Genomic DNA, 23806 nt, shown 5'->3' with positions numbered 1-23806 from the left:
CCCGCCGGCACCCCGCTCGGGCAACCGGAACCGCGAGCCGCCTCGAAACCGATCCCGATATGCAACTCCTGCCTGCCGTCGTCGCCGTCCCGGAAATCCACCGACTCGACCCTCCAACGGCTCCCGCAACTGAAGCGCGGCCGTGAACAAACGCGAGGTATCCATGCCTCCAACCTACCCGACAGACACCACACCGCACACCATCACCCACCACAAACAGCGAAAGGCCTCCAGCACCATGCGCGAGACGCGTTCCGCCACGACCGCGGGATCGCTGATCACCGCGCCAGGCAGCCGACGCGAGACCAGCGTGCCCTCCGGCGTGTATGCGCGATCGGCGAACGCCTCGTGAAACACGCGCAATCCCGCGGTTTCGGCGATACGCCCGACCGCCGAACCGGGAAGCGTCAGGATGCCCAGTTCGGGATCGATCCCACGAATCGCCTCCACCACGGCACCGGCCTGCGCCTCGTCGGCCACGATGCGGTTGTACAGCGCGCCGTGCGGCTTGACGTACGACACGTGCGTGCCCGCCGCGCGGGCCATGCCCTCCAACGCCGCCAGCTGGTACATCACGTCGGCCGTCAGCTCGTCCGGCGTCTCGTCGACATAACGCCGACCGAATCCGGCCAGATCGCGGTAGGCGACGTGCGCGCCCACCGCGACGCCGTTCGCAGCCGCGTTCGCGAGCGTGCGACGCATCACGCTCGGGTCCCCCGCATGGAATCCGCACGCGATGTTCGCGCTCGACACCACCGTCAGCAGCGCCTCGTCGTCGCCCAGCCTCCAGCGGCCGAAACTCTCGCCCATATCGCTGTTCATGTCGATGTTCGTCATGATCGCCACGCCTTTCGTCTCGTTTGCCGTCTCGATTGCACCCGACTCGTGAATCCCATCTCACACCATGTAGTCGAGGTCGCGCTTCGACGTGATCAGCATGTGCCCCGGAGCGTGCGTGATCGCGAACGCCGGCCGCGACGCCATCACCGCCGCCTGCGGGGTCACGCCGCACGCCCAGAACACCGGGATGTCGCCTTCCTCGAGAATCGGCGCATCGCCGTAATCGGGGTGATCGAGGTCGTCGATGCCGATGGCCTCAGGATCGCCGACGCATACCGGCGCGCCGTGCACCGACGGATAGTAGCCGGAGATGCGCACCGCGTCGGACACCTGGCGCGAGGGGATGCCGCGCATCGAGACGACCATCGTCGAATGGAACCGGCCCGCGGATGCGCACGGGATCGACGTGTCGTACATCGGCACGTTGCGGCCGGCCGTGATGTGCCGGACCGGCACGCCCGCCTCCATGAGCGGGAACTCGAACGTGAAACTGCATCCGATGACGAACGTGACCAGATCGTCACGCCAGTAGTCGGTGATGTCGGTGGTTTCGGCGACCAGTTCGCCGTGATCCCACACGCGGTACAGCGGCACGTCGGTGCGGATGTCCGCGCCGGGGCAGGTGGCCGGTTCGGTGACGCCCGCCTCCATCACCTCGAGCAGCGGGCATGGTTTCGGATTGCGTTGGGCGAACAGCAGGAAATCGAAGGCGAGCTCCTTGGGCAGGATCATGAGATTCGCCTGTGCGTAGCCCTTCGCGATGCCGCACGTCGGGCGCACGAGACCGCCGCGAAAGGCGAGTCGCGCCGCCTCGGGCGTCGAATCCGCGTCGAGATCGAGCGATGCGGCGGTCGATGGCGCATGCGGTTCAGACATCGTGTCCGATTCCTTCGTGTCCGATTCCGCGTCCTGCCTTGTATCCTTCATGGCTTCCCTCCTGCTGGATCTATGTATCCGTCACCCTACCGCCGCCATGCATTACGCTTCGCTCCCGTTTGTGACGCGCCGATTACCGGCGTGCAACGCGATGTGCCCGATTCGAAACATCGCGTGGTTAGGTTTGGTCGCACAACGTGCGTATACGGAAAACGAGAGGAGAGGATGGTTCGCATGGCTTCCATCGTGTTGGCAATGGGCAACGGCAAGGTGCTGTTCGGTGGTGGCGATGTCGCCGACATCGCGGCCGTCCCCGATAGGGATCTCATCACGCTGGTCGATCCGGAGGGGCTCAATATCAACGCGTTCGACCTGAGCGTGCTGCGCGGCGACGGCATCTTCGAGGCGACCACCGTGTGGAAGGGCTACCCGATCTCGCTGGAGAACCATCTTCGCCGTCTCGCGCACTCCGCCGCGCTGATGGACATGCCGGTGCCGAACATCGCGGCGTTCACGCGCGCCGTGGATCTGGTCATCGCCGCGTACGACGATCCCGAACCCGGTCCACTGCTGCGCATCATCGTCTCGCGCGGACTCGATCCCGACACCGGTGTGGGCAAGGCCTCCGACGGCACGCCCACGGTGTTCATCTTCCTCGACGCCAAGGGGTCGCTGCACGAGATCGACCCGATCACCATGGCCTCGATGACGCGCGGCTACCCGTCCGACATCACCTCGCGAGCGCCGTGGCTGCTCAACGGCGCGAAGACACTGAGCTACGCGTTCAACTGCGCCGTGCACCGCGAGTGCGCGCGTCGCGGCGTGGGCGACGCGGTGCTGTTCACCGAGGACGGGTTCACGATGGAGTGCCCGAACTCGTCGATCGTCGCGCGATACGGCGATCTGTTCGTCACCCCGGACCCGTCGATCGGCATCCTCAACGGCACGTCGCAGCGCGAGTTGTTCGCGTGGGCGATTCAGGAGGGCAGTCGGATCGAATACCGCAGGCTGCCGATCGCCGAACTGCGCGAGGCCGACCGCCTGTACATGACGCACGGCGGCTGGGTCATCCCCGTCAACGAGCTCGACGGCCGTGCGCTCGACTACGATCCGGCCGAAATCGCCGCGATCAACGACGCCATCCACACCGGCCGTACCCACGACGACGCCCTCAACATCGGCCCTCGGTGAGAAGGATCATGCAGGCGTACGACTGCGCCGCGTCCGTGCCGTTGCGGTAATGTTGGGATTATGAGTGAAACGAGCGACACCACGACGAACGGCAACGCGAACAACGCCGGCAATGGCAATGGTAATGGCAACGACAACGAAGGCGGCGACTGGCTGAGCGCCAGCGTCACCCGCAATCCCGGCGAGCACGCGACGGTCATCGACTCCGAGCAGGTCGCCGACGACCCCGAAACCGCCCTGACCGTGGCGAAGATCAAGGCGCTGCGCCAGTCCATCGACAACGTCGACACGGCCATCGTCTCCCTGCTCGCCGAGCGATTCAAGTACACGTCCCAGGTGGGCGTGCTCAAGGCCCGCGCCGGCTTCGCCCCAGCTGACTACAAGCGTGAGGACTACCAGATCGAGCGACTGCATCACATCGCCGTCGGCGCCGGACTCGACCCGGACATCGCCGAGATGTACCGCGAGTTCGTCGTCACCGAGGCGAAGAAGCGTCACCAGCGCATCGCCGACGCGGGTGGCGACCCGGGCGTTCTCGACGTCTTCGCCTGAGACGAGGCCAGATGAGGAGGCCGATATCCGGTCTTGTTCGCGCGTGCGCCACGGCCTGCGCGCTCGTTGCCGCGTCGTCGCTGGCGTTGGGTGGTGCGATCGTCATCGATACCGCCGCCCAACACGCCGTGATCCCCTCGATCGACGGCGCCAGCGTCTTCACCGTGATCGATGACGACGGCGAACCCGGCGACCTGTTTCTCGTCGACGCCGGGGATTCCTCGGCATCCGACGGCTCCGGCCGGCCGATCGCCGTCACGCAGGTCGAAGCCGGCAAGCGCGCGATCCCGCTCGACGTGGATGTCTCCTATTCCCTCGACGGGCCGAACGTGGACCGTGCGACGATCACCGGCGCGACCGGCGTCGTCGGCGTGCACATCCAGATCCACGAAACCCTCCTTGACGACCTGACCGACGCAGGATCAGACGACTCCCGGCGATTCCTCATCGTCTTCACCGTGCCGACGCGCGTGGCCGACGACCTGACCGTCAGCACCGATTCCTCGATCGTCGGCACGCAAGGCTCGAACACGCTCGTCGCCGCCGTCGTGCGTGCGGGGGAGCAGGTCGACTGCTACATGAACGCGAAGAAGTTCACGATGGGGCAGATCGCCTTTGTCTCCGCGCCGGGGTCCTCGGGCGTATCCGTCGCGTCCGCGCTCGCCGCCGAGGCACAGGCGATGGGCGACGGCTCGGCGACATTCAGTCAGTCAGGACAGTCCGATGCCTCGGGGAAGTCCAAGTCCACCGTGTCCACCGTCGCAGGCGATACCGGTTCCGGCAGATACCAGCATCTCATCGACCAGCTCACCAAGCTGCGCGATCTCGAACGCTCGCTCGCATCGAGCGAAATCGCCAGCAAACAAGCCGATTACGACAAGGCGTTCCACACCTACATGGCCGCCTACGTCGGCTCGTACACGAATCACCTGTCCGGTTCGATCGGTTCATCCACGCAGCTGACGGCCCTGATGGGCACCGCCGGCGAACTGAGCGGCGACACCCCGCTCGCCAAGGCCGTGCTCGGCGAGGCGAACGCCACCGACGCGCTCGCCTCCGCGCACCAGCACACGGGAGCTGCCGACGCGATCGACCAGGTGATCCGCATGGTCCGCGCGCAAGGCGTTGACGGGCTCGTCAACACGCTGCGTCGACGCGCCGGCGAGGAGGAGACCGAAGGCGCGAAGGAGTATTCGGCCGGCCAGTCGCAGCTTTCGCAGGCGATGATCCCGTATTCGATGGCCTACACCGACGCGTACACGAAGCATCTGAGCGCGTTGACCGGCGGCACGTCCGCCGGCGCGGCATCGCATCTCGACGAGGCACTTGCCGAAACGGACAAGGAGTTCGCGTCCAGTGGCGCGCATGCAGGCGATACCGCCAAGGTGAACGCCGCCCTGTCAGCGCTCGCATCCGCCCGCGAACGCACCGGTGCGGCCGCCGCCTACCGTCAGATCACGCTGCGATTCGCCGACGAGTTGAGCGGCGTGGGCGCGGCCTCGGGTGCCGGGACGTCCGATACTATGGGATCGGACGTTTCCGGTGGGAATTCGGGCTTCGGAACGTTGGAACCTGTAGGATCGAACGGGGCGCTTGCGGCTCGTGCCGAGGTCATGCGGCTGCGCAAGCTGGCCGATGCCGAGCGCAGGGCCGCCAAGGCGTCCTCCGGCGATGTGACCACCACCGTGGTCGACGAAACCGCCGCTACAACCGATGCAAGCGATGTGATGAAGTTCGCCGGAGGCATTCCCGGCGCCGGTGGCGCGAGCGGTGCCTCGGGGGAGAAGTCGGGTGAGGACGAGAGCAAGGGCACTGCCGATTCGGCCACCACCTCGGGTAAGTCCGGGGGCGGCAAAGAAGACAAGGCCACTGCCGAGACGGCGAGGAACCGGCTGTCGCCGTACTTCGGCATGGTCGGCATGGATCCCGGTCCGATGCTGGTCGTCGACACCGATGAGCTCATCAACGACACCACCGTGATCTCCGACGCCGGCGAACTCATCGCCTCCGCCCTCGATCAGGGCGCCGACAAGCTGCTGTCCGCCGATGCCAGCGCAGGTGACGCCAGCGCCACCGTCACCCGCTTCCTTATCGTCGAACCGGCAATCTGACGCTGCCATTTTCAGCGACGGGTCATGTCCTCTTCGATCTCCTCGAGGGACTTGCCCTTGGTCTCGGGCACGAAGCGCAGCACGAACGGGATCGACAGCAGCGAGAACACGCCGAAGATCGCGAACGGACCGCCCACGTTGTTGCCGAACGCGGCGAGCAGCATCAGGAAGAACTGGGAGACGATGAAGTTGCCCAGCCAGTTCGCGGCCGAACCGAACGAGGAGCCGATGCCGCGCACGGACAGCGGGAAGATCTCGCCGATCAGCACCCAGGCGATCGGGCCCCACGAGACTGCGAAGCCGATGATGTAGAACGCGATGAGGACCATGGTCGGCACGGCGAGCACCGCCACATCGCCCACGAAGTTCATGACGGCGAGCACGGCGAGCGAGACGGTCATCACGATGGAGCCGACGATCAGCAGCTTCTTGCGCGGGAACCTGTCCATGATGAGCGTCGCGACGATCGTGGAGACGAAGTTGACCACGCCGATGCCGACGGACACCCATATCGCGTTGGCCTCGGGGAAGCCGAATCCCTTGATGAACACCTGCGGCAGGAAGTAGATGACCGAGTTGATGCCGACGAGCTGCTGGAAGAGCATGATGCCGACGGCGGCGAGCAGCGCCGGACGCGCGATGCGGAACAGTTCGCGCACGCCGCCCTTGGTGTCCTGAGCGGCGACCTCCCTGATCTCGTCGAGCTCGAGCTGCACCTGCGCCTGATCGACGTCCTTGCGGATAAGGGTAAGGACCTTGAACGCGTTGCGGATATCGCCCTTGTTGACGAGGTAGCGCGGGGATTCGGGAAGCACGAGGCCGCCGATGAGCAGCAGTGCGGCCGGCACGAGCGCCGAGCCGAGCATCCAGCGCCAGTCGCGCACGCCCAGCAGGTTGTGGCTGAGGAAGCTGAGGTTGGAGGCGTAGGCGAGCAGGATGCCGAACGTGATCATCAGCTGGAAGAGCGTGGAGAGCGATCCGCGGCGCTCCTTCGGGGCGAGCTCGGCGAGATACGCCGGGGTCAGGGCGGATGCGGCGCCGACCGCGAGGCCGAGGATGATACGCGCGGCGACCATCATCAGGAATCCGGTGGCGGTGGCGCACAGACCGGAGCCGAGCAGGAACAGGATCGCGGAGACGATGAGCAGCTTCTTGCGTCCGAATCGATCGGACAGCGCGCCGATCGACAGAGCGCCGGCGCACGAGCCGATGAGCACGGACGAGGTGATGAATCCGGTCTGCGAGACCGTCAGACCGAAGTCCGATTCGATGAGCGGGGATGCGCCGGAGATGATGCCCGTGTCGAAGCCGAAGAGCATGCCACCAAGAGCGCCGAACGTGAAGATGAACGCGCTGTTGAGCGGCCAGCGCGTGGACCATGCGTGCGGTTCATGCTCCGCGACCGCGCTGAGCGCGCCGTCCAGAGTCGCGCTGCGTGCGCGTGTGCTGCTGATGTCACCGTTGGTGGTGATGCCGTCCGTGATATCCGATGCCGTCATCGTTGTCCTTTCGTCGTGTTCCGTCCATCGTCGTTGATGAGGTTGCCGCCACAACGAAGAAAGACCTGGGGCGGCGCAAGTCAACACCACGGCGATCGATGGATTTCGCACGGTGATTCCTACGCCGACCCAGGTCTTGCCTCGATGAGTAACAACCCTGATATGTGACGTACCGGCCGTCCTCACTGCTCGCGGCCCGTACGTTGTCGGTGACTCCAACGATACGACCTGAGAGTGGTTCGACACGCCGTAAAACGCGATTTTCAGAAAACGATTACCCATTTTGTTACACGGGTTTTACCGTGTGCGCTCACAGTGCTTCTGTGGGATGTGAGCGTGGGATGTGAGCCGTTGCTACGCCGATTTGCGCAATCGTGTGGTAATTCCCTCCGTCGCGTGGTAGTTCTCTCCGCAGCGTTCCTCGTGCTCCTTGTGCACTCTCCATGACGCGGTCACGCCTCCCATCGCGCGGTGAATTCCTCATCGCGCGGTGTTTCGCCCATGACGCGGTGTCGCAAAACGGCGTTATTCCGCCAAACTGCAAAATCGCCTCACCGCTCCATGGGAATTTCACCGCGCGATGGGAGACGGGACCGCGTCATGGAGGCGCCGTGCGGGTGCGGGTGCGGGTGCGGGTGCGGGTGCGGGTGCGGGTGCCATGCGGTGCCGTACGACGCGAAGTGGGCCCTGAATCCGTACTCATACGGATTCAGGGCCCACTGATGACTGCGGACTCGGACTGCCGACCACCCCTCACGGGGTGTGGTAGTCAACGAATGCCGAATGCTAGTTGCGCGGCTTCTTGGCCGGCGGCTCGCCGAGCTCGCTCTCCTCGACGATGACGTCGACGGCGGCCTCGGTCTCAGCCTTGGCGGCTGCGGCGGCGTCCACCGCAGCCGCAGCCGTGGTCTTCACGGCCTTCGCGGCGGCGGCAAGGGCGGCGAAGTTGATCTTGCCGACCACGCGACCGGCCTCGGCGATGTCGTCGAGCGCGCCGGAGAGCGACTCGCGCACATCGTCGGCCACGCCCAGCGTGACGGACAGGATCGGGGTCTTCATCGAGACCTTGGCCTTGGACTTGATGCCACGCAGCGCGGCCAGCGCCTCACCGGCGTGGGTGAGCAGCTCCGGGGCGACCTTGAACGCGGCGGCCTCGTACACGTCCGGGGTCGGCCATGCGGCGCGGTGCACCGAACCGGCGTGCATCCAGCTCCACACCTCCTCGGTGGCGTACGGCAGGTACGGGGCGAGCAGACGGGTGAACGCGTCGAGGCCGAGGCCCAGCGCGGTGCGCGCGGACTTCACCGCGGCCTCGCTCGGCACGTGGCCGGTCGCGTCGGCGGTGCCGTAGGCGCGGTTCTTGACCAGCTCGATGTAGTCGTCGCAGAACTGCCAGAAGTAGTTCTCGATCGCCTCAAGCGCCTTGGAGTGCTCGTAGGCGTTGAGCGCGGCGGTCGCCTCGCGCACGACCAGCGCCATCTTCGCCATCGCGGCGCGGTCGAGCGGCTCGGTCACGTCGGCCGGGTTCCAGATGATCGTCTCGGAGTCGGAGACGTGATGGTTCTCGTCCTCGCGGCCGATCGCCAGCGCGAACTTCGTCGCGTTGAGCAGCTTGATCGCGAGGCGTCGGCCGATCTTCATCTGGCCCTCGTCGTACGTGGCGTCGAGGCCGAGACGCGCGGCGGCGGCCCAGTAGCGCACCGCGTCGGCGCCGAACTGCTCGATCGGCTTGTTCGGCACGACGACGTTGCCCTTGGACTTCGACATCTTCTTGTGGTCCGGGTCGAGGATCCAGCCGGAGAGCGTGGTGTGCTCCCACGGCAGGCACTTGTTCTCGAGGTGCGCGCGATCCACGGAGCTGAACAGCCAGGTGCGGATGATGTCCTGACCCTGCGGACGCAGATCCATCGGGAACGTGGCCTTAAACAGGGCCTGGTTCTCCTCGCCGGGCTCCTCCCAGCGGGTCACGATCTGCGGGGTGAGCGAGGAGGTCGCCCACGTGTCCATGATGTCCTTCTCGGCCGTGAAGCCGCCGGGCACGTCGCGCTGCGACTCGTCGAAGCCCTCCGGCACGTCGGTCGTCGGGTCGATCGGCAGGCGATCCTCGGACGGGGTGATCGGGTGGTCGTAATCCGCGGAACCGTCCTCGCGAACCGGGTACCACAGCGGGAACGGGACGCCGAAGAAGCGCTGGCGGGAGATCAGCCAGTCGCCGTTCAGGCCATGGACCCAGTTCTCGTAGCGCACGCGCATGAAGTCGGGGTGGAACTTGAGCTCGCGACCGCGCTCGATGAGCTCGGCGTTCAGCTTCTCGTCCGTGCCGCCGTTCTTCAGGTACCACTGGCGGGAGGTGACGATCTCGAGCGGCTTGTCGCCCTTCTCGTAGAAGTTCGTCATACGCTTGGTCGGAGTCGGCTCGCCGTCGAGGTCGCCGGACTCGCGCAGGTGGTCGACGATGATCTTGCGGGCGGAGAACGTGGTCTTGCCTTCGGTCTCCTCGAAGATCGCCTTGCCGCCCTCGTCGGTGATCCAGTCCGGCACGCTCGCGATAATGCGGCCGTTGCGCTGGATGATCGGACGGGTCGGCAGGTTCAGGTCGCGCCACCATTCGACGTCGGTCACGTCGCCGAAGGTGCAGCACATCGCGATGCCGGCGCCCTTGTCCATCTCGGCGGCCGGGTGCGCGAGGATCGGCACCTTCACCTTGAACAGCGGGGAGTAGACGTACTGTCCGAAGTACTTCTTGTAGCGATCGTCGTCCGGGTGCGCGATCAGCGCGCCGCAGGCGGCCAGCAGCTCCGGGCGGGTCGTCTCGATGTAGATCGGGGTGCCGTCCTCGAAGCGGAAGGCGACCTTGTGATAGAAGCCCGGGTATTCGCGGCTTTCGAGCTCGGCCTGGGCCACGGCGGTCTGGAAGGTCACGTCCCACAGACCCGGGGCGTCCTTCTGATAGGCCTCGCCGCGCGCGAGATTGCGCAGGAACGCCTTCTGGGCCACGCGGCGCGGGTGCTCGCCGATGGTGTGGTAGGTCTGCGACCAGTCGATCGACAGGCCCAGCTTGCGCCACAGCGCCTCGAACAGCTTCTCGTCCTCGGCGGTGAGCTTCTCGCACAGTTCGATGAAGTTCTGACGCGAGCAGGGCACCTGGTCCTTCGCGTCGATCTTCTTGCCGTCGGTGCCTTCGAACGGCGGCTTGAAGTCGGGATCGTACTTCAGGGAGGTGTCGACGCGCACGCCGTAGTAGTTCTGCACGCGGCGCTCGGTCGGCAGGCCGTTGTCGTCCCAGCCCATCGGGTAGAAGACGTCGTAGCCCTGCATGCGCTTGAATCGGGCGATGACGTCGGTGTGCGTGTAGGAGAACACGTGGCCGACGTGCAGGTGGCCGGAGACGGTGGGCGGCGGGGTGTCGATGGAGTACACGGCCTTGCGGTCGCGCGTGTTGTTGAACTCGTACGTGCCCTGCTCGTCCCAGACGGCACGCCACTTGTCTTCGAGACCGTCGACGCCCACGCGGTCCGGCAGCGGGGTCAGGTTGGCGGTGATGGATTTGGCTTCAGTCATACAGGCGAGTCTATGCAGAATCGGTGACAATACTGGGTTCCCGCCTTACGCGCTTCACTTGCGCGCCAGATCCGCGAGCGGCAGTCGATCGTCGGCCATCGCGGCCGTGTATCCCTCGATCCTCGTCGACGCCGCGATCGTGACCTTGCGCGCGTACAGCCAATCGCTCGCCGCGTCCTCGCTGATCGTGCGCGCGTACGTCTTGAGCCCGTTCGCGTAGGCGTCCTGGCTGGTCGCGCCGACGGCGGCCTCATACTGCTGCTGTGCGGTCGCGTTCGTGTAGTGCGAGGCCGATTCCGCGTCGGCGAACGACGCGGTGCCGTCCTCGCCGTCCAGTTCGGTGATCATCATCGTGAACCCGCGCGATGCGACCCGTTCGGCCAGCTGCGCCTGATCGAGCACCTGCACGTCGACGGTGAGGCCCGCGGCGGTCATCTGATCGGCGATGGCGCGTGCGATCGACTCGTATCGCGCCGGCGTGATCAGCGTGAACGTGCCCAGATACCGCGAACCGAAGTAGGCGAGCAGCGACTGGGCCTGCGCCACGTCGTGCGTCAGCGTCGAGGTGAGATCCTCGTAGCCCGGCTCTAACGGTCCGATCGGTCCGCCGAGCGGCTTCGAGACGTCCGTCCGTCCGTTCAGGATCGCCTGCCTGTCGACGATCATGCGCAGCGACTGTCTCACGCGCGGCATGGATAGAGGGGAGTCGGCGTCGTTGTTGAACAGGAGCGTCACCTTGCGCGTGCTCGCTCCGTCGACGGCCGTGAGCGGTGTCGCGCCGCCCTGCGAGTCGGCGGCGATCGTCCGCGCGTTCGCGGGATCGGCCGGTACGGCCATGTCCAGCGAGCCCTTCTTCGCCGCCGCGACAAGCGCCGCGTCGTCGGCGAAGTAGCGCAGTCGGATCGTGCCGGTTCGTGCGGCGCGTCCGATGTCGTCCTTGCCGCGATCGCCGTCCGCGTCGATCGATCGCGACGCGTACGTCCCGTCCGTGCGCGCGGTCAGGGTGATCGACTCTCCCTTGGCGAATCGCGAGACGGTGAACGGACCGGAGCCGAGCGCGCGCGTCGCGTAGTCGACGGTCGCATCGGCGTCGTAGACGATGCCGAGCCTGCCGGAGAGCGTGTACGGCAGCGTCGCATCGGGGTGACTCAACGTGATCCGCACGGTGCGCCGGTCCGGATTCGTGACCGATTCCAGCGCGGCGAACCATTCGGCCGTACCCGGCCACTTCCCCTCGATCGCCCGTTGCAGCGAGGTGACGACGTCGGACGAGTCGAGCCTGTCGCCGTTGGAGAAGGTGAGATCGTCGCGCAACGTGAACGTGAGCGTCTTGGCATCATCGGACGTCTTCCATGACGATGCGACCGCGGCGGTGAGCGTGTTGTCGTCGGCCCGTCCGACGAGCGTCTGATAGACGTTGCCGATCAGCGCGCGATCGAGTTCGGGGGATTCCGCGGTGCGGATGTCGAGCGTCTGCGGTGCGGCGGCATCGTTCTGGGGCGTCAGTCCTATGGTCGCCGAGGTCGTTGCGGGGGAGTCGGAGCGCACCACGTTCGACATATACGGCAGGGTGATGCGATGCGTGGTCACCGACCAGCCGGCCCACACCAGCAGGAACAGCGCGGTGGCGACGGTGAGGAACACGATCCACTGCTTCAGTCCGCTGCGGCCGCTCCGGGCGCGTGACCCGCGTTGCTCGTCGGATGGTCCATCGGGCCGTCCGCCCGCCCGATCGTCCCCGTGATTAGCGTTGTACATCCCTCTCATGCCGCCCAGTCTAGCGTCCGAGGGTGTGTAGGCGTTGTGATGCCTATGCGATAGCGAACGACGGACACGTCTCGCGCAGCGGGCAGTTGCCGCAGTCGGGCTTGCGCGCGTGGCACACGTCGCGTCCGTGGAAGATGAGGCGATGGCTCAGGTCGGTCCAGTCCTCGGGCGGGAAGCAGGCGCAGATCTCCTTCTCGACCGCCACCGGATCCGATTTGGCGATGCGCCAGTCGGAGCGCCAACGCAGGCGGCCGGTCACGCGCATCACATGCGTGTCGACCGGGAATCCGGGGACGCCGAACGCGTTGCCGAGCACGACGTTCGCGGTTTTGCGCCCGACCCCGGGCAGGGTCACGAGTTCGTCCATCGTGCGGGGCACGCGCCCGCCGAATCGCTCGTCGAGCGCGGCGGCCAGTCCCAGCAGATGCTTCGACTTGGAACGGTAGAAGCCTAAGGGGCGGATGATCGACTCCACGTCCTCGGGATTCGCCGCCGCAAGATCGGCGGCTTCGGGGTAGCGCGCGAAAAGTTCGGGTGTGACCGTATTGACGCGCTTGTCGGTGGTCTGCGCGCTCAGCACCGTCGCGATGATGAGCTGCAGCGGATTGGCGAAGTCGAGCGCACACTTCGGCGCGGGGTAGCGTTCGCACAGGATCGCGTATTCGTCGTGCATGCGTGCGATTCGTGCCCGCTTCGATTCACGTGCCATCGCATACGCTTTCGTCGGTGTCGGTAGTGTCGGCTCTCTTGCCAGTACTCTCTCGTACTCTCTCACCATGAGGAGGGCGGTACTGGCCAGAGTAGTCGGAGAACAATGTGAGATTTCGCTCGATCTGCTGTCCAAAATGTGAACATCACAAATCGAGTGTCTCACTATTTGGACTTATTGGGTTCACTCATTAAGAGGGGAGTGCTTGGCGGCGTTCTTGGCGGCCGACTCCTCGGCCTCGTCGTCCGGCGGATCGAAACGGTAGCCGACGTTGCGCACGGTGCCGATGAGATGCTCGTACTCGCCGCCCAGCTTGGCGCGCAGACGACGGATGTGCACGTCGACGGTACGCGTGCCGCCGTAGTAGTCGTAGCCCCACACCTCCTGCAGCAGCTGGGCGCGCGTAAACACGCGTCCGGGGTGCTGGACCAGATACTTGAGCAGCTCGAACTCCTTGTAGGCCAGATCGATCGGACGGCCATGCAGGGAGGCGGTGTAGCCGTTCGTATCCACGATGAGGTCGCCGGAGCGGATCTGACCGTCCTCCGTGGTCACGCCCTTGTCGCCGGAACCGGTGGAGGCCGCGGCGGTCGGGGAGTTGCCGCGCTCGGACACCAGTCGCAGACGGCCCTCCACCTCGGCGGGGGAGGCCGTGGAGACCACCACGTCGGCGATGCCCCACTGCGAGTTGACGACGGTGAAGCCGCCCTCAGTCAGGATCAGCACGATCGGCGTGGGCAGGCCGGAGGCGTGGATGAGGTTGCACAGGGTCTTGGCCGTGGCGAGATCGTCGCGCGCGTCGAGGAACAGGATCGTGTTCTCCGGCATTTTCACCAGACTGGCCGCATCCATCGGCAGTACGCGCACGCGGTGTGACAGCAGGGCGAGCGAGGGCAGCACCGAAGCGGGATTGCTGGCGAACGTCATCAGCGTCAGATCAGTCACGTCTTGCCCCTCTTCTCTATCGGATTTCTTGGAATGGAAATCATGTTTCGGGATTGGCCGAAAACGGACGGGATGCCATGCGGGCCGTTCGGAAGTGGAACTTTCCGTACATGGAACCCTATGCGAATTCTTCAGCTCATTGTACGCGCATATCGCGGACACATAATGTTCACCTTTGTGATGCGTGGACGTCATGCGAACAGCCGCGATGTGCGTTTCGCCGGCGCGGAAAGCCACTCCGCCGTGCATCCCCGAGGTGCCATCCCGCATGGTGGGTAGGATTGACGGGAGTCAATAGGTCCGCCCGTGCGTCTGCCGTGGGGCGATCGGGCGACACGTGGGAACGTGGGGAGTGAATCATGAGCGAAGACAGCAAGACGACATGGTCGACCAAACGCGGGGTGATGCTCGGCGTACAGGTCGGCGTGTACCTCCTGTTCGCCGTATTCGGCGGTATATGGGCCGGTCTGTCGGTCTCCGGTGCCGATGCTGCGGCGAGGGGCGTTGCCACACTGCCCTCGGGGGTGGCCCCCGCGCTCATCGCCGCGATGCTGCTGGTGCTGTTCTGGTTCCACGCGAACTGGCCGTTCCGCGCCACGCTGGTTGATCGCGCGATCGGCGTGATCGTGGGGATCCTGTCCGTGCTCGCCGTTTCCTCGCCACTCATGTCGATCTACGGTATCTCCGATGAGCTCGCCGGCGACCCGCTGAAATTGCGCACCTATCCGATGGCGCGATGGGCGGCCGCCGTGGCCGGCCTGCTGGTGCTGCTGACGATCGTCTCGTTCGCGCGTCAGATGGCGCGTGAGAACCGTTCGCACCTGATCCGCGCGCTGTCCCACTGTGTGACCGGCGGCGCCGCGTCGATCTCGCTGGCAGGATGGTTCTATCTGCCGTATGTGGCGGTGGCGGGCCGGGCCGCGTTCGCCACGGCCGGTGCGGGCGATTCCACCGGTGTCGGTGTTTCGGCGAATGGTGGGGTCAGCCCCGCCGTGTTCATCGGCGTGGTTGTGGCGATGGCGCTGTTCGCCGTGATCCTCGCCGTCGCCTCCGTATGGTGGCTTGACGAGCTCGACCCCGACCCGAAGACCCGATCCCCGTGGATCGGCGTCGCCCTGCTGCCTGTCATGTTCTACGGCCTCGTCGTCTTCGCCGCAGCTCTCTTCCTCCAACTCGTATAACGGCGCCTCGATCTCCTTAATAGGATCCGACGCGCCTCGTGCGGGTATCGCGTCAGAACGCGATCAGGCCGAGGTGTTCGAGCAGCACCTTGACGCCGATGATGATGAGCACCACGCCGCCGGCGATCTGTGCCGGCTTCTGCCAGCGTGATCCGAAGACGCGGCCGATGTAGATGCCCGCGATCGAGAACAAGGCGGTCACGACACCCATCGATGTGACGGCGAAGGCCACGTTGAGCTGCATGAGGCCGAGGCTCACACCGACCGCGAACGCGTCGATGCTGCACGCCACGGCGAGCGGCAGCATGTGACGCCAATCGAATTCCGGCGTCTCCTTGGCGTTCTCCTCATCCTCCTCGAAGGCCTCGCGGATCATGTTGCCGCCGATGAACGCCAGCAGGCCGAAGATGATCCAGTGATCCACCGCGGTCACATAGGAGGCGAACGCTGCTGCGGCGAAGAAGCCGAGCAGCGGAAACAGCGCCTGGAATCCGCCGAACCACAATCCGCATTTGAGCGCGTCGACGAATCGGGCCTTATGCACGGTCAGACCCTTGCCGATGGAAATGGCGAATGCGTCCATCGCGACGGAAACGGAAATAAGCAACGACTGAACAATCATCGAAATCATGGTGTGCGTCAAATGGGTTCATCCCGATGCCGGCCGATGACGCGCAACAGTCGCGGTCACGACACGGTGAATCCCACGGGATGGGCCTCGACCAGCGTTCCCACACGCCGCCTACGCCTAAGTGAAATTACGGATGACCAGTGTACCGCTGCATATGGAAAAGCGGCCTTCCGAAATCAATCGGAAAGCCGCTTCAGTCAGCGTTCGTGACGGACGAGATCACTTCGCCGCGTTCGCGAGGCGCTCGCGCGCCTCCTTGATCTCCTTCTCGGCGACGGTCCTGCAATCATGGACGGCCTACGGCCGACTCATCATTGGCTCGGACACTGCCGTGTCCTCGCACGTCGCCGCCGGACAGTCCACCGGACTGTCCTGAACGAGATCACTTCGCCGCGTTCGCGAGGCGCTCGCGCGCCTCCTTGATCTCCTTCTCGGCGACGTCCGCACCGGTCCAGTAGTCGCCGGGCTTGACTTCCTTGCCGGGCTCGAGGGCCTTGTACTGCTCGAAGAAGTGCTTGATCTCCTTGAGGTGGAACTCGTTGACGTCCTTGACGTCCTGGATGTCGTCGTAGCGGACGTCGGCCGGCACGCACAGCACCTTGTCGTCGCCGCCCTCCTCGTCCTCCATGTGGTACAGGGCCACGGCGCGGCACTCGATGACGCAGCCCGGGAACACGGAGTTCTTGACCATCACGAGCGCGTCGAGCGGATCGCCGTCCTCACCGAGGGTGCCCTCGATGTAGCCGTAGTCGTCCGGGTAGCCCATGGCGGTGAACAGCTCACGGTCCAGGAACACGCGACCGGTCTCCTGATCGACCTCGTACTTGTTCTTCGAGCCGCGCGGGATCTCAACCACGACGTTGAAGGTTTCAGCCATAATCGGTTTTCTCCTATCGATATATCGGATGAATCGTCCTAACCACAATACCGCTTACGAGCGGGAATCAGTACTCCACGTGCAGCACGTGCGCCACATCGGCCCACGGTGCCAGCGACACGAAGTTGTCCCAGCTCCAGTCGAACTCGCGATCGGTCAGCTCGTCGCGCACATGAGCGCCCTTGTCCGGATCGATGCCGAGCGACGGCAGATCGAGGTGGATGGTGGACTGGTGCGCGTTGTGGCAGTCGAGATTGACGACCACGATCAGCGTCTCCGGCTTGCCCGATGCGGTCAGCTCGGCGGGCGTGTGGCGCGCGAAGGCGAGCACGTTCGGATCGGAGCTCTCAAGCACCGTGAGGTTGTGGTAGCCGAACGCGTCCACATGCTCGCGGCGGATCTTGTTGAGCGAGGTCAGCAGCTTGGCGATGCCGAACTTCTTGGCCAGCGACCAGTCGCGGACCTTGATCTCGTACTTCTCGTTGTCGATCTGCTCCTCGAATCCGGGGCGCTGCTTGTTCTCGATCAGCTCGAAGCCGTTGTAGATGCCCCACGACGGCGAGCCCATCGCGGCGAGCACCGCTCGCACCGCGTGGCCGGCGATGCCGTTGTCGCGCACGTAGGCGGTGAGGATGTCCGGCGTGGTCGGCCAGAACGTGTTGTGCTGGTAGTAGCCGTCGTCGCCGTTGGTCTCGGCGAGGTACTCGGAGAGCTCCTCCTTGGTGTTGCGCCACGGGAAGTAGCAGTGCGACTGCGTGAAGCCCACGTAGCTCAGCGCACGCATCATGCCCGGGCGGGTGAACGCCTCGGCCAGGAAGATGACTTCCGGGTGACGCTTGGTCACGGCGGCGATGACGTCCTGCCAGAAACGCACCGGCTTGGTGTGCGGGTTGTCGATACGGAAGACCGTCACGCCGGCCTCGATCCACAGCGTGAGGATGCGCTCGACCTCCTTCTCGATGCCGGGCATGTCCGCGTTGAAGTCGATCGGGTAGATGTCCTGATACTTCTTCGGCGGGTTCTCGGCGAACGCGATCGATCCGTCCGGCTTGGTGCGGAACCAGTTCGGGTGCTCCTTGACCCACGGGTGATCGGGCGAGCACTGCAGCGCGAAGTCGAGCGCGACCTCGAGGCCCAGCTCATGCGCCTTGGCGGTGAGGGCCTTGAAGTCGTCCATCGTGCCGAGCTTCGGATCGACGGTGTCATGGCCGCCCTCGGCCGAGCCGATGCCGAACACCGAACCCGGATCGTCCGGGCCGGCGACCAGGGCGTTGTTCTTGCCCTTGCGGTTGGTCGTGCCGATCGGGAAGATCGGCGGCAGGTAGACGATGTCGAAGCCCTCGGCCTTCGCGCGCTCCAGTCCGGAGATAGACGTCTTCAGCGTGCCCTGGACGATCTTGTGCGTCTCCTGATCGATGTACGCGCCCTCGGAGCGCGGGAAGAACTGGTACCAGGCGGCGAAGCTCGACTTCGGACGCTCGACCTTGAAGGTCTGCGGCGCGCTTTCGGACAGGCCGTCGCGCAGCGGGTTGGTCAGGTGCAGCTCCTTCACCTCATCGGAGGTGGCGGCCGCGAGACGCTCCTTGGGGGTGAGGGTCTTGTCCTCCATCACCTTGGCGGCGTCGCGCAGCATCTTGCGCTGGTGCTGCGGCAGGTGCGCGTCGGCGGTGCCGGCCCAGCGATCCAGCAGCTGGGCGCCGGAGGCGAGCGCGTTCTCCACGTCGTCGTTGACCTCCACCTTGATCTTGGCGTCGTGCAGCCAGGAGGTGTACGTGTCCTCCCAGCCCTCGACCGTGACGGTCCACAGGCCCAGCTGGCGCTTGACGGCGGCGAAGTCGGGCTCCCACGGCTTGACGTCGGTGCGCTCGCCGCAGGTCAGTTCGACGGACCAGCGGTCGAGACCCGGGTTGATGCAGGTCATCTGGCGGCGCAGCATCTCCTTGCCGCGCGCGTTCCTGACGACCGCGGTGGCGCCGACCTTGGTACGGCCTTCGATGAACACCTGGGCGGTGACCTTGAACGGCTCGCCAAGCTCCACGCGCGCCGGGTAGATGCCGCGTTCCTCGTTCGGCGTGACGTCCATGACGTTGATGCGGCCGAACTGGCCCGGCTCCTCGATCGGCAGTGACGGCGCGGGCACCTCACCCGGTTCCGTGACGGTCTTCACGGCCGTCTTCGCGGCCTTGGCACGGGTGGTGCGGGTCGCGCGAGGCTTGCGTGCACGAGTGGTTTTTGCGGTCTTCTCGGCCTTCGCGGACTTCGTCTTCTCCGCGGCGGGCGTTGCGCTCGCGGCCGCGGTCTCATCGGTTACTGCTGCTGCGGTGTTAGCGTTTTCATTCGCAGTCTGCTGTGACATGGCGTCCTTCTCCTTACCTCTGCGCATATCGCGATGGATGATGCCATACGTCCCCATTGTAGGGGCCAAATGGCCGAAATAGTAAGGATGGTGTGGTTGATGGCGCCAAGATGACGTCTGGATGACGTCCGGATGACGTTCAAGATGGGGTGTTCCCCCTACTTGCGCCTGATCATGTGAGCGAGCACAACGTTGTCATGTGCCTGTTCCGGGCTGGACAGTCATCCACAACACGCCGGGGGAAAGGGTTTCCGTCCACATCGTCCGCATGACGGGACAAGAGGAGTGCGGAGCTGACAGTGTGGTCGCATGCGTCCGGTGAAGGGCATCGGACGATCCGTCGTTTCGCGACAGGCGCGGGGCGGATATGTAACACGCACGTAACATGCGCGATGATGCACGATGGTTCGCGTGCGTGGGAAAGGACACAATCATGAGGAACGATATGCCACGCATTGCTTCGGATGGCCGATGGCGCCGTCCGCTCGTAGCCGGGGCGGCGCTGCTGGTCGCGGCCGCGATGATCGCGATGCCGGCGGGGACCGCGCACGCCGTGCAGGCCGATGCCGCAGCCGGTGTCGTGCGATCCGCGGACGATGGCGCGAGCGGCATTGACGATGGCGACGGCGACGAGCGGCCCGAACCCGAGCAGCCCGATCCGGACAAGCCGACACCTGAACCTGAGCCCGAACCCAATCCTGAGCCCGAACCTGAGCCAGAGCCCAATCCTGAACCTGAGCCAGAACCCGAACCTGGTCCCACGCAGAGCGAACCGAAGGCCACATCGCCGACCACCCAACACAAGCCGGTCGGCGTCGGTTCGACGATCGCCGACACCTTCGACGTGACGGGATTCCCCGACGACCACACCACCGTCGATGGGGATAAAGCGAACGTGACCGTCACCCTCTGGTGGTGGTCCGGAGGCGCGAACTTCGATACGATCAAGGCCGAGGACCTGTTCAGCGATCTCAATCGCCCGGTCGGCAACGAGGAGCCGTACGAGGACCGGAACCATAAGCGGATCGGCTCGTGGGAGTATCCGGCCGTCAACGGGCGTATCCGCATCGGCGACGGCGAGGAGGGGTCGGACGGCAAGCCGGTGACCATCACGGTCGACAAACCTGGCTGGTACGTGTTCATGTGGCGTTTCGACGGTGACGATCGTGCGAAGGCCGCAGCCACGCGATTCGACGATCTCGGCCACGCGCACGTCGTCATCGCCGACGGCGAACAGGTCGACGACCCCGAGGAGCCCGGCCCCGCCCCGAATCCCAATCCCGAACCGGAGCCGGGTGAACCCGACGACAAGAACGAGCAGGATGGTGGCGACGCCCCGGCGCCCGATGCCGACAAGCAGAACGGAGACGGCGGCGACGTCGACATCCTCAAGCAGATCTCCGCGCAGAAATACGGCACCGGCAAAACCCTCGCCAAAACCGGCGTCAACGTCGGCGCCATCATCCTGATCGTCGTCTCCACGCTCGGAGTCGGGGCGTTCATGCTCGTCGTCATCCGCAGACATAAAGCGTGACCTCCCACGACCCGGCACCTGAAAACCTATAGTCCAGAAAACCGGCATGAGGAGAAAACGAAAATGGTCGAAAACCATGAAGGTTTTCGACCATTTGTTCGTTGGTAGCGGGGCATGGATTTGAACCATGGACCTCTGGGTTATGAGCCCAGCGAGCTACCGAGCTGCTCCACCCCGCGTCGGCTTGTCTTTGCGACAGCTCTATCTAATTTACCGTCGAATCGAAATACGTCAACCCCGGCGTGTCGCGCTGTAGTCGCCTCGAAAAGGAACGTGCTGATAGTCGGCCATAAGAAAGAAGTATGAGGGTCGCCGCGCCGCATATCCGCGCGCATACCATAATGAAGACATGCCTATCAAGATTCCCAGTGGCCTTCCGGCCAGAGCCATCCTCGACTCGGAGCGCATCTTCGCGCTCGAGAAGCCCGAAGCGGAGCGTCAGCGCGTCCGCCCGCTCAAACTGGTGATCCTGAACCTCATGCCCAAGAAGATCGAGACGGAGACCCAGCTGCTGCGTCTCATCTCGAAGTCGCCGCTGCAGGTCGAGGTCGACTTCATGAAGACCTCGACGCACGAGTCGACGCACGTGTCGGCCGACCACCTGCTCAAGTTCTACGAGAACCTCGACGCGTTCCGCGACAACTACTACGACGGCTTCGTCGTCACCGGCGCGCCGGTCGAGCATCTGCCGTTCGATCAGGTCGACTACTGGGAGGAGTTCAAGGCGATCCTCGACTGGGCGTCGACGCACGTCTTCTCGACGATGTACCTGTGTTGGGGCGCGATGGGCGCACTCAACTACCGATACGGCGTGCGCAAGGTCGATTACCCCACCAAGATCTTCGGCGTCTTCCCGCAGTATCTGCAGGACGAGTACTGCTTCCTGACCAACGGCTTCGACGAGATCGACCTGCAGCCACACTCGCGACTCGCCGGCGTGAACGAGGATGACGTTCGGGCGAACCCCGATCTGCAGATCCTCACGTGGGGGCCGCAATCGGGGCCGGGGCTCATCGCCACGCGCGACTTCTCCGAGGTGTTTGCGCTCGGGCACTGGGAGTACGGCAAGTACACGCTCAAGGAGGAGTACGAGCGTGATATGGCCAAGGGGCTCGACAACGTCCCGTTCCCGACCAACTACTTCCCGCATGACGATCCGAGCTTGGAGCCGCTGTTCGCGTGGCGCGCGCACGCCAATCTGCTGTGGCGCAACTGGCTCAACTGGGTGTATCAGACCACGCCGTACGACCTGACCGAGGTGCCGGAGCTTCGGGCCGAGAAGCGGCTCGGTACTGATCGCTCGATCCGCCACGAGCCGGGCGCTCCGCGTGAGGACGATTTCGCCCCGTTCCTTCATGACGGATACGGCGTGATCCGCGGGGAGTGACGATCCTTTCCGCGATGTCCATTCGTGATGTCCGTCCGTGTTGCGGACATGTGCATGTCGGGGAATGAACCATGTCGTGTCCGTATCGTGGACCGTCATGTTCAAGTAAAAGCGACACAATTGCTCGCTTGTGTGCGCAAATGTGCATTGCGACCGGCTCCATCGGGGCTGATCTGCACATATATCTGCATGTATATCGCGCTCGAAAGATAGACAAATCGCCGCGAAACGCCCGGGAAACGGGCGGAAATCCGCGGTTTTGCAGCAAAGACCCGAACAACTTCGGGAAAACCCCGGAACCGGCTTGCAATTGTCCGAACGAAGGCAAATAATTTGCATCAGTCATTCGGAGCCGAATGCCGTGAGGATGCGTTCGGCTGAACGCATATCCAACGGCATACGGTGCCATGACCCGCACGGAACAGAGAAGAGGACGGTTCGCCGCCCGGCGCCTGAACTCCTGCATGCAGCCGCGAACCGACCGCATGCACGGTAACGTCTCGGACATATTCCCCGCACCGTCGGGTATAGACTGACAGCTGATTTCAAGAAGCAGGAGGCGTGGAATGGTAGGAGAGTTCGCTTCGAGCGTGCTGCTGGCGGCAGCTGAGCCCGAACTGCCGAGCGTCAACGACTTTCTCCCCCCGGAGATCCTGTTCCAAGGGACTCCGTTCGCGATCAACCGCATCATCCTCATCCGTATCGTCGCCACCGTCGTGCTCCTCGTGGTGCTTGGCCTGACCGCAAGCCGCGCCAAGCTGATTCCGGGCCGCTGGCAGGGCGTCGTCGAATACGGCATCGAGTTCGTTCGAGACAAGATCGTCTACGACGTGATGGGCGAGGTCCGCGGCAAGCGATACGTGCCGATGATCGCGACGCTGTTCTTCACGATCTTCGTATTCAATCTGTGCGGCATCATCCCGGGCATGAACATGGCGGCCACCGCCACGGTCGTGATGCCTCTGGTGTTCGCCGTCTGGACGCTGATCCAGTACTGGATCGCGGCCATCCGCGAGCAGGGCCTCGGCCACTACCTGCGCCACGAGCTGTTCACGCCGGGCGTGCCGTGGCCGGTCTACATCCTGCTCGCCCCGATCAACATCCTCGAGCTGCTCATCATCCGTCCGGCGTCCCTGACGATCCGTCTGTTCGCCAACATGGTCTCCGGCCACCTCATGGTCGCGACCTGCCTCGCGTTCGCACAGTACTGGATGGTCGATGCGGTCAACAAGATGCAGGGCATCCCGGTCGGTGCCGTGTGGTTCCTCGGCGGCGCGGCGATGACATGCTTCGAGGCGTTCGTCGCCTTCCTGCAGGCCTACGTGTTCGCCATCCTCTCGACCGTGTACATCAACCTGAGCTACCCGGAGGCCGACTGACCGGTCGCCCCGGCTGATTCCTTCCGGGTCGCTAGCGGCGCGGCGGCATCGCCGACAGGCGCCCCACCCGGTGGGAGCCCCCCCCCCAAGATTTATAACGTCTACCGAACGTTAGAAAGGATACAGAAATGGATATCATCACCCTCGCAGAGGTCACCGGCAGCCTGTCCGTCATCGGTTACGGCCTCGGCACCCTGGGCCCTGGCATCGGCCTCGGCATCCTCTTCGGCAAGGCCATGGAGTCCACCGCCCGTCAGCCTGAGATGTCCGGCAAGATCCAGACCATCATGTTCATCGGCCTGGCTCTGGTCGAGGTGCTGGCCCTCATCGGCTTCGTCGCCGCCCTGATCATCAAGTAAGCGATCAGACCCACAGACGAAAACCGATATGTCCATCACTGAAAGGAGGGC

The 23806-nt window shown here is 64.7% G+C and carries 18 protein-coding genes and 1 tRNA gene; 8 read left to right on the top strand and 11 right to left on the bottom strand.

The window, feature by feature from the left end:
- Positions 1 to 174: 174 nt before the first annotated feature.
- Both BCAL_RS11670 and BCAL_RS11665 read right to left on the bottom strand, forming a co-directional pair.
- On the bottom strand, positions 175 to 837 hold the full coding sequence (locus tag BCAL_RS11670) for a LamB/YcsF family protein (RefSeq protein WP_081887463.1): 663 nt from the start codon (positions 835 to 837) through the stop codon (positions 175 to 177).
- Between the two features lie 60 nt (positions 838 to 897).
- On the bottom strand, positions 898 to 1716 hold the full coding sequence (locus tag BCAL_RS11665) for a putative hydro-lyase (protein WP_043165979.1): 819 nt from the start codon (positions 1714 to 1716) through the stop codon (positions 898 to 900).
- 234 nt (positions 1717 to 1950) lie between these two features.
- Here BCAL_RS11665 and BCAL_RS11660 point away from each other — a divergent pair, with 234 nt between their 5' ends.
- The 3 genes from BCAL_RS11660 (at position 1951) to BCAL_RS11650 (ending at position 5570) form a co-directional block, all read left to right on the top strand.
- Positions 1951 to 2907, top strand: coding sequence for an aminodeoxychorismate lyase (locus BCAL_RS11660; RefSeq protein WP_043165975.1), 957 nt, complete (start codon positions 1951 to 1953; stop codon positions 2905 to 2907).
- 153 nt (positions 2908 to 3060) lie between these two features.
- Positions 3061 to 3459: a chorismate mutase gene (locus BCAL_RS11655; protein WP_043165973.1), complete on the top strand. Its 399-nt coding sequence runs from the start codon at positions 3061 to 3063 to the stop codon at positions 3457 to 3459.
- 11 nt (positions 3460 to 3470) lie between these two features.
- Positions 3471 to 5570 (top strand): hypothetical protein, encoded by a 2100-nt coding sequence (locus BCAL_RS11650; protein ID WP_052119147.1) that lies wholly within the window; start codon positions 3471 to 3473, stop codon positions 5568 to 5570.
- An 11-nt stretch (positions 5571 to 5581) separates the two neighbouring features.
- Here BCAL_RS11650 and BCAL_RS11645 read toward each other — a convergent pair whose 3' ends face one another.
- From BCAL_RS11645 to BCAL_RS11625, 5 genes are all read right to left on the bottom strand, one after another.
- The gene (locus tag BCAL_RS11645) at positions 5582 to 7069 is read right to left on the bottom strand and encodes a sugar porter family MFS transporter (protein WP_338010562.1); all 1488 of its coding nucleotides are present in this window, start codon (positions 7067 to 7069) and stop codon (positions 5582 to 5584) included.
- 786 nt (positions 7070 to 7855) lie between these two features.
- A complete protein-coding gene (gene valS / locus BCAL_RS11640; protein ID WP_043165921.1) occupies positions 7856 to 10630 on the bottom strand; it encodes a valine--tRNA ligase in 2775 nt (924 codons plus the stop codon).
- Positions 10631 to 10684: 54 nt separating this feature from the next.
- Entirely contained in the window at positions 10685 to 12388 is a 1704-nt protein-coding gene (locus BCAL_RS11635; protein WP_052401222.1) for an ABC transporter substrate-binding protein, read from the bottom strand.
- 52 nt (positions 12389 to 12440) lie between these two features.
- Positions 12441 to 13106, bottom strand: coding sequence for an endonuclease III (gene nth, locus BCAL_RS11630; protein WP_043165919.1), 666 nt, complete (start codon positions 13104 to 13106; stop codon positions 12441 to 12443).
- A gap of 183 nt (positions 13107 to 13289) precedes the next feature.
- Positions 13290 to 14033 carry a winged helix-turn-helix transcriptional regulator gene (locus BCAL_RS11625; RefSeq protein WP_043165967.1) on the bottom strand — a complete coding sequence of 248 codons (744 nt, stop codon included), beginning with the start codon at positions 14031 to 14033 and terminating at the stop codon, positions 13290 to 13292.
- A gap of 377 nt (positions 14034 to 14410) precedes the next feature.
- Here BCAL_RS11625 and BCAL_RS11620 point away from each other — a divergent pair, with 377 nt between their 5' ends.
- Complete coding sequence (locus BCAL_RS11620) at positions 14411 to 15232, top strand: hypothetical protein (protein ID WP_043165917.1); 822 nt, start codon at positions 14411 to 14413, stop codon at positions 15230 to 15232.
- Between the two features lie 52 nt (positions 15233 to 15284).
- Here the strand turns inward: BCAL_RS11620 and BCAL_RS11615 are convergent, their stop codons facing one another.
- The 3 genes from BCAL_RS11615 to BCAL_RS11605 all read right to left on the bottom strand — a co-directional run bounded on the left by BCAL_RS11615 (position 15285) and on the right by BCAL_RS11605 (position 19096).
- Positions 15285 to 15863, bottom strand: coding sequence for a manganese efflux pump MntP (locus BCAL_RS11615; protein ID WP_107043832.1), 579 nt, complete (start codon positions 15861 to 15863; stop codon positions 15285 to 15287).
- A gap of 382 nt (positions 15864 to 16245) precedes the next feature.
- On the bottom strand, positions 16246 to 16740 hold the full coding sequence (locus tag BCAL_RS11610) for an inorganic diphosphatase (RefSeq protein WP_043165914.1): 495 nt from the start codon (positions 16738 to 16740) through the stop codon (positions 16246 to 16248).
- 67 nt (positions 16741 to 16807) lie between these two features.
- Positions 16808 to 19096 carry an alpha-1,4-glucan--maltose-1-phosphate maltosyltransferase gene (locus tag BCAL_RS11605; RefSeq protein ID WP_152600347.1) on the bottom strand — a complete coding sequence of 763 codons (2289 nt, stop codon included), beginning with the start codon at positions 19094 to 19096 and terminating at the stop codon, positions 16808 to 16810.
- A 433-nt stretch (positions 19097 to 19529) separates the two neighbouring features.
- Here BCAL_RS11605 and BCAL_RS13530 point away from each other — a divergent pair, with 433 nt between their 5' ends.
- A complete protein-coding gene (locus BCAL_RS13530; RefSeq protein WP_043165910.1) occupies positions 19530 to 20630 on the top strand; it encodes a hypothetical protein in 1101 nt (366 codons plus the stop codon).
- A gap of 102 nt (positions 20631 to 20732) precedes the next feature.
- Here BCAL_RS13530 and BCAL_RS11595 read toward each other — a convergent pair.
- Positions 20733 to 20809, bottom strand: a tRNA-Met gene (locus tag BCAL_RS11595).
- Positions 20810 to 20979: 170 nt separating this feature from the next.
- On the opposite strand from BCAL_RS11595, the gene BCAL_RS11590 reads away from it, so the two are divergent.
- The 3 genes from BCAL_RS11590 to atpE all read left to right on the top strand — a co-directional run bounded on the left by BCAL_RS11590 (position 20980) and on the right by atpE (position 23755).
- Positions 20980 to 22017, top strand: a complete 1038-nt coding sequence (locus BCAL_RS11590; protein WP_043165908.1) for a homoserine O-succinyltransferase — start codon at positions 20980 to 20982, stop codon at positions 22015 to 22017.
- A gap of 566 nt (positions 22018 to 22583) precedes the next feature.
- Positions 22584 to 23396, top strand: coding sequence for a F0F1 ATP synthase subunit A (gene atpB / locus BCAL_RS11585; RefSeq protein ID WP_043165906.1), 813 nt, complete (start codon positions 22584 to 22586; stop codon positions 23394 to 23396).
- Between the two features lie 128 nt (positions 23397 to 23524).
- A complete protein-coding gene (gene atpE, locus BCAL_RS11580; RefSeq protein ID WP_043165904.1) occupies positions 23525 to 23755 on the top strand; it encodes an ATP synthase F0 subunit C in 231 nt (76 codons plus the stop codon).
- Positions 23756 to 23806 lie beyond the last annotated feature (51 nt).

This window comes from Bifidobacterium callitrichos DSM 23973, assembly GCF_000741175.1.
Taxonomy (GTDB): domain Bacteria; phylum Actinomycetota; class Actinomycetes; order Actinomycetales; family Bifidobacteriaceae; genus Bifidobacterium; species Bifidobacterium callitrichos.
This window is presented reverse-complemented; position numbering and strand designations above follow the sequence as displayed.

What these genes read in the sequence shown, in the direction of transcription:
- BCAL_RS11670 (WP_081887463.1), bottom strand. Translation starts at nt 837, where the DNA reads ATGACGAACATCGACATGAACAGCGATATGGGCGAGAGTTTCGGCCGC.
- BCAL_RS11665 (WP_043165979.1), bottom strand. Translation starts at nt 1,716, where the DNA reads ATGTCTGAACCGCATGCGCCATCGACCGCCGCATCGCTCGATCTCGAC.
- BCAL_RS11660 (WP_043165975.1), top strand. Translation starts at nt 1,951, where the DNA reads ATGGCTTCCATCGTGTTGGCAATGGGCAACGGCAAGGTGCTGTTCGGT.
- BCAL_RS11650 (WP_052119147.1), top strand. Translation starts at nt 3,471, where the DNA reads ATGAGGAGGCCGATATCCGGTCTTGTTCGCGCGTGCGCCACGGCCTGC.
- BCAL_RS11645 (WP_338010562.1), bottom strand. Translation starts at nt 7,069, where the DNA reads ATGACGGCATCGGATATCACGGACGGCATCACCACCAACGGTGACATC.
- valS (WP_043165921.1), bottom strand. Translation starts at nt 10,630, where the DNA reads ATGACTGAAGCCAAATCCATCACCGCCAACCTGACCCCGCTGCCGGAC.
- BCAL_RS11635 (WP_052401222.1), bottom strand. Translation starts at nt 12,388, where the DNA reads ATGTACAACGCTAATCACGGGGACGATCGGGCGGGCGGACGGCCCGAT.
- nth (WP_043165919.1), bottom strand. Translation starts at nt 13,106, where the DNA reads ATGGCACGTGAATCGAAGCGGGCACGAATCGCACGCATGCACGACGAA.
- BCAL_RS11625 (WP_043165967.1), bottom strand. Translation starts at nt 14,033, where the DNA reads ATGACGTTCGCCAGCAATCCCGCTTCGGTGCTGCCCTCGCTCGCCCTG.
- BCAL_RS11620 (WP_043165917.1), top strand. Translation starts at nt 14,411, where the DNA reads ATGAGCGAAGACAGCAAGACGACATGGTCGACCAAACGCGGGGTGATG.
- BCAL_RS11615 (WP_107043832.1), bottom strand. Translation starts at nt 15,863, where the DNA reads ATGATTTCGATGATTGTTCAGTCGTTGCTTATTTCCGTTTCCGTCGCG.
- BCAL_RS11610 (WP_043165914.1), bottom strand. Translation starts at nt 16,740, where the DNA reads ATGGCTGAAACCTTCAACGTCGTGGTTGAGATCCCGCGCGGCTCGAAG.
- BCAL_RS11605 (WP_152600347.1), bottom strand. Translation starts at nt 19,096, where the DNA reads ATGTCACAGCAGACTGCGAATGAAAACGCTAACACCGCAGCAGCAGTA.
- BCAL_RS13530 (WP_043165910.1), top strand. Translation starts at nt 19,530, where the DNA reads ATGAGGAACGATATGCCACGCATTGCTTCGGATGGCCGATGGCGCCGT.
- BCAL_RS11590 (WP_043165908.1), top strand. Translation starts at nt 20,980, where the DNA reads ATGCCTATCAAGATTCCCAGTGGCCTTCCGGCCAGAGCCATCCTCGAC.
- atpB (WP_043165906.1), top strand. Translation starts at nt 22,584, where the DNA reads ATGGTAGGAGAGTTCGCTTCGAGCGTGCTGCTGGCGGCAGCTGAGCCC.
- atpE (WP_043165904.1), top strand. Translation starts at nt 23,525, where the DNA reads ATGGATATCATCACCCTCGCAGAGGTCACCGGCAGCCTGTCCGTCATC.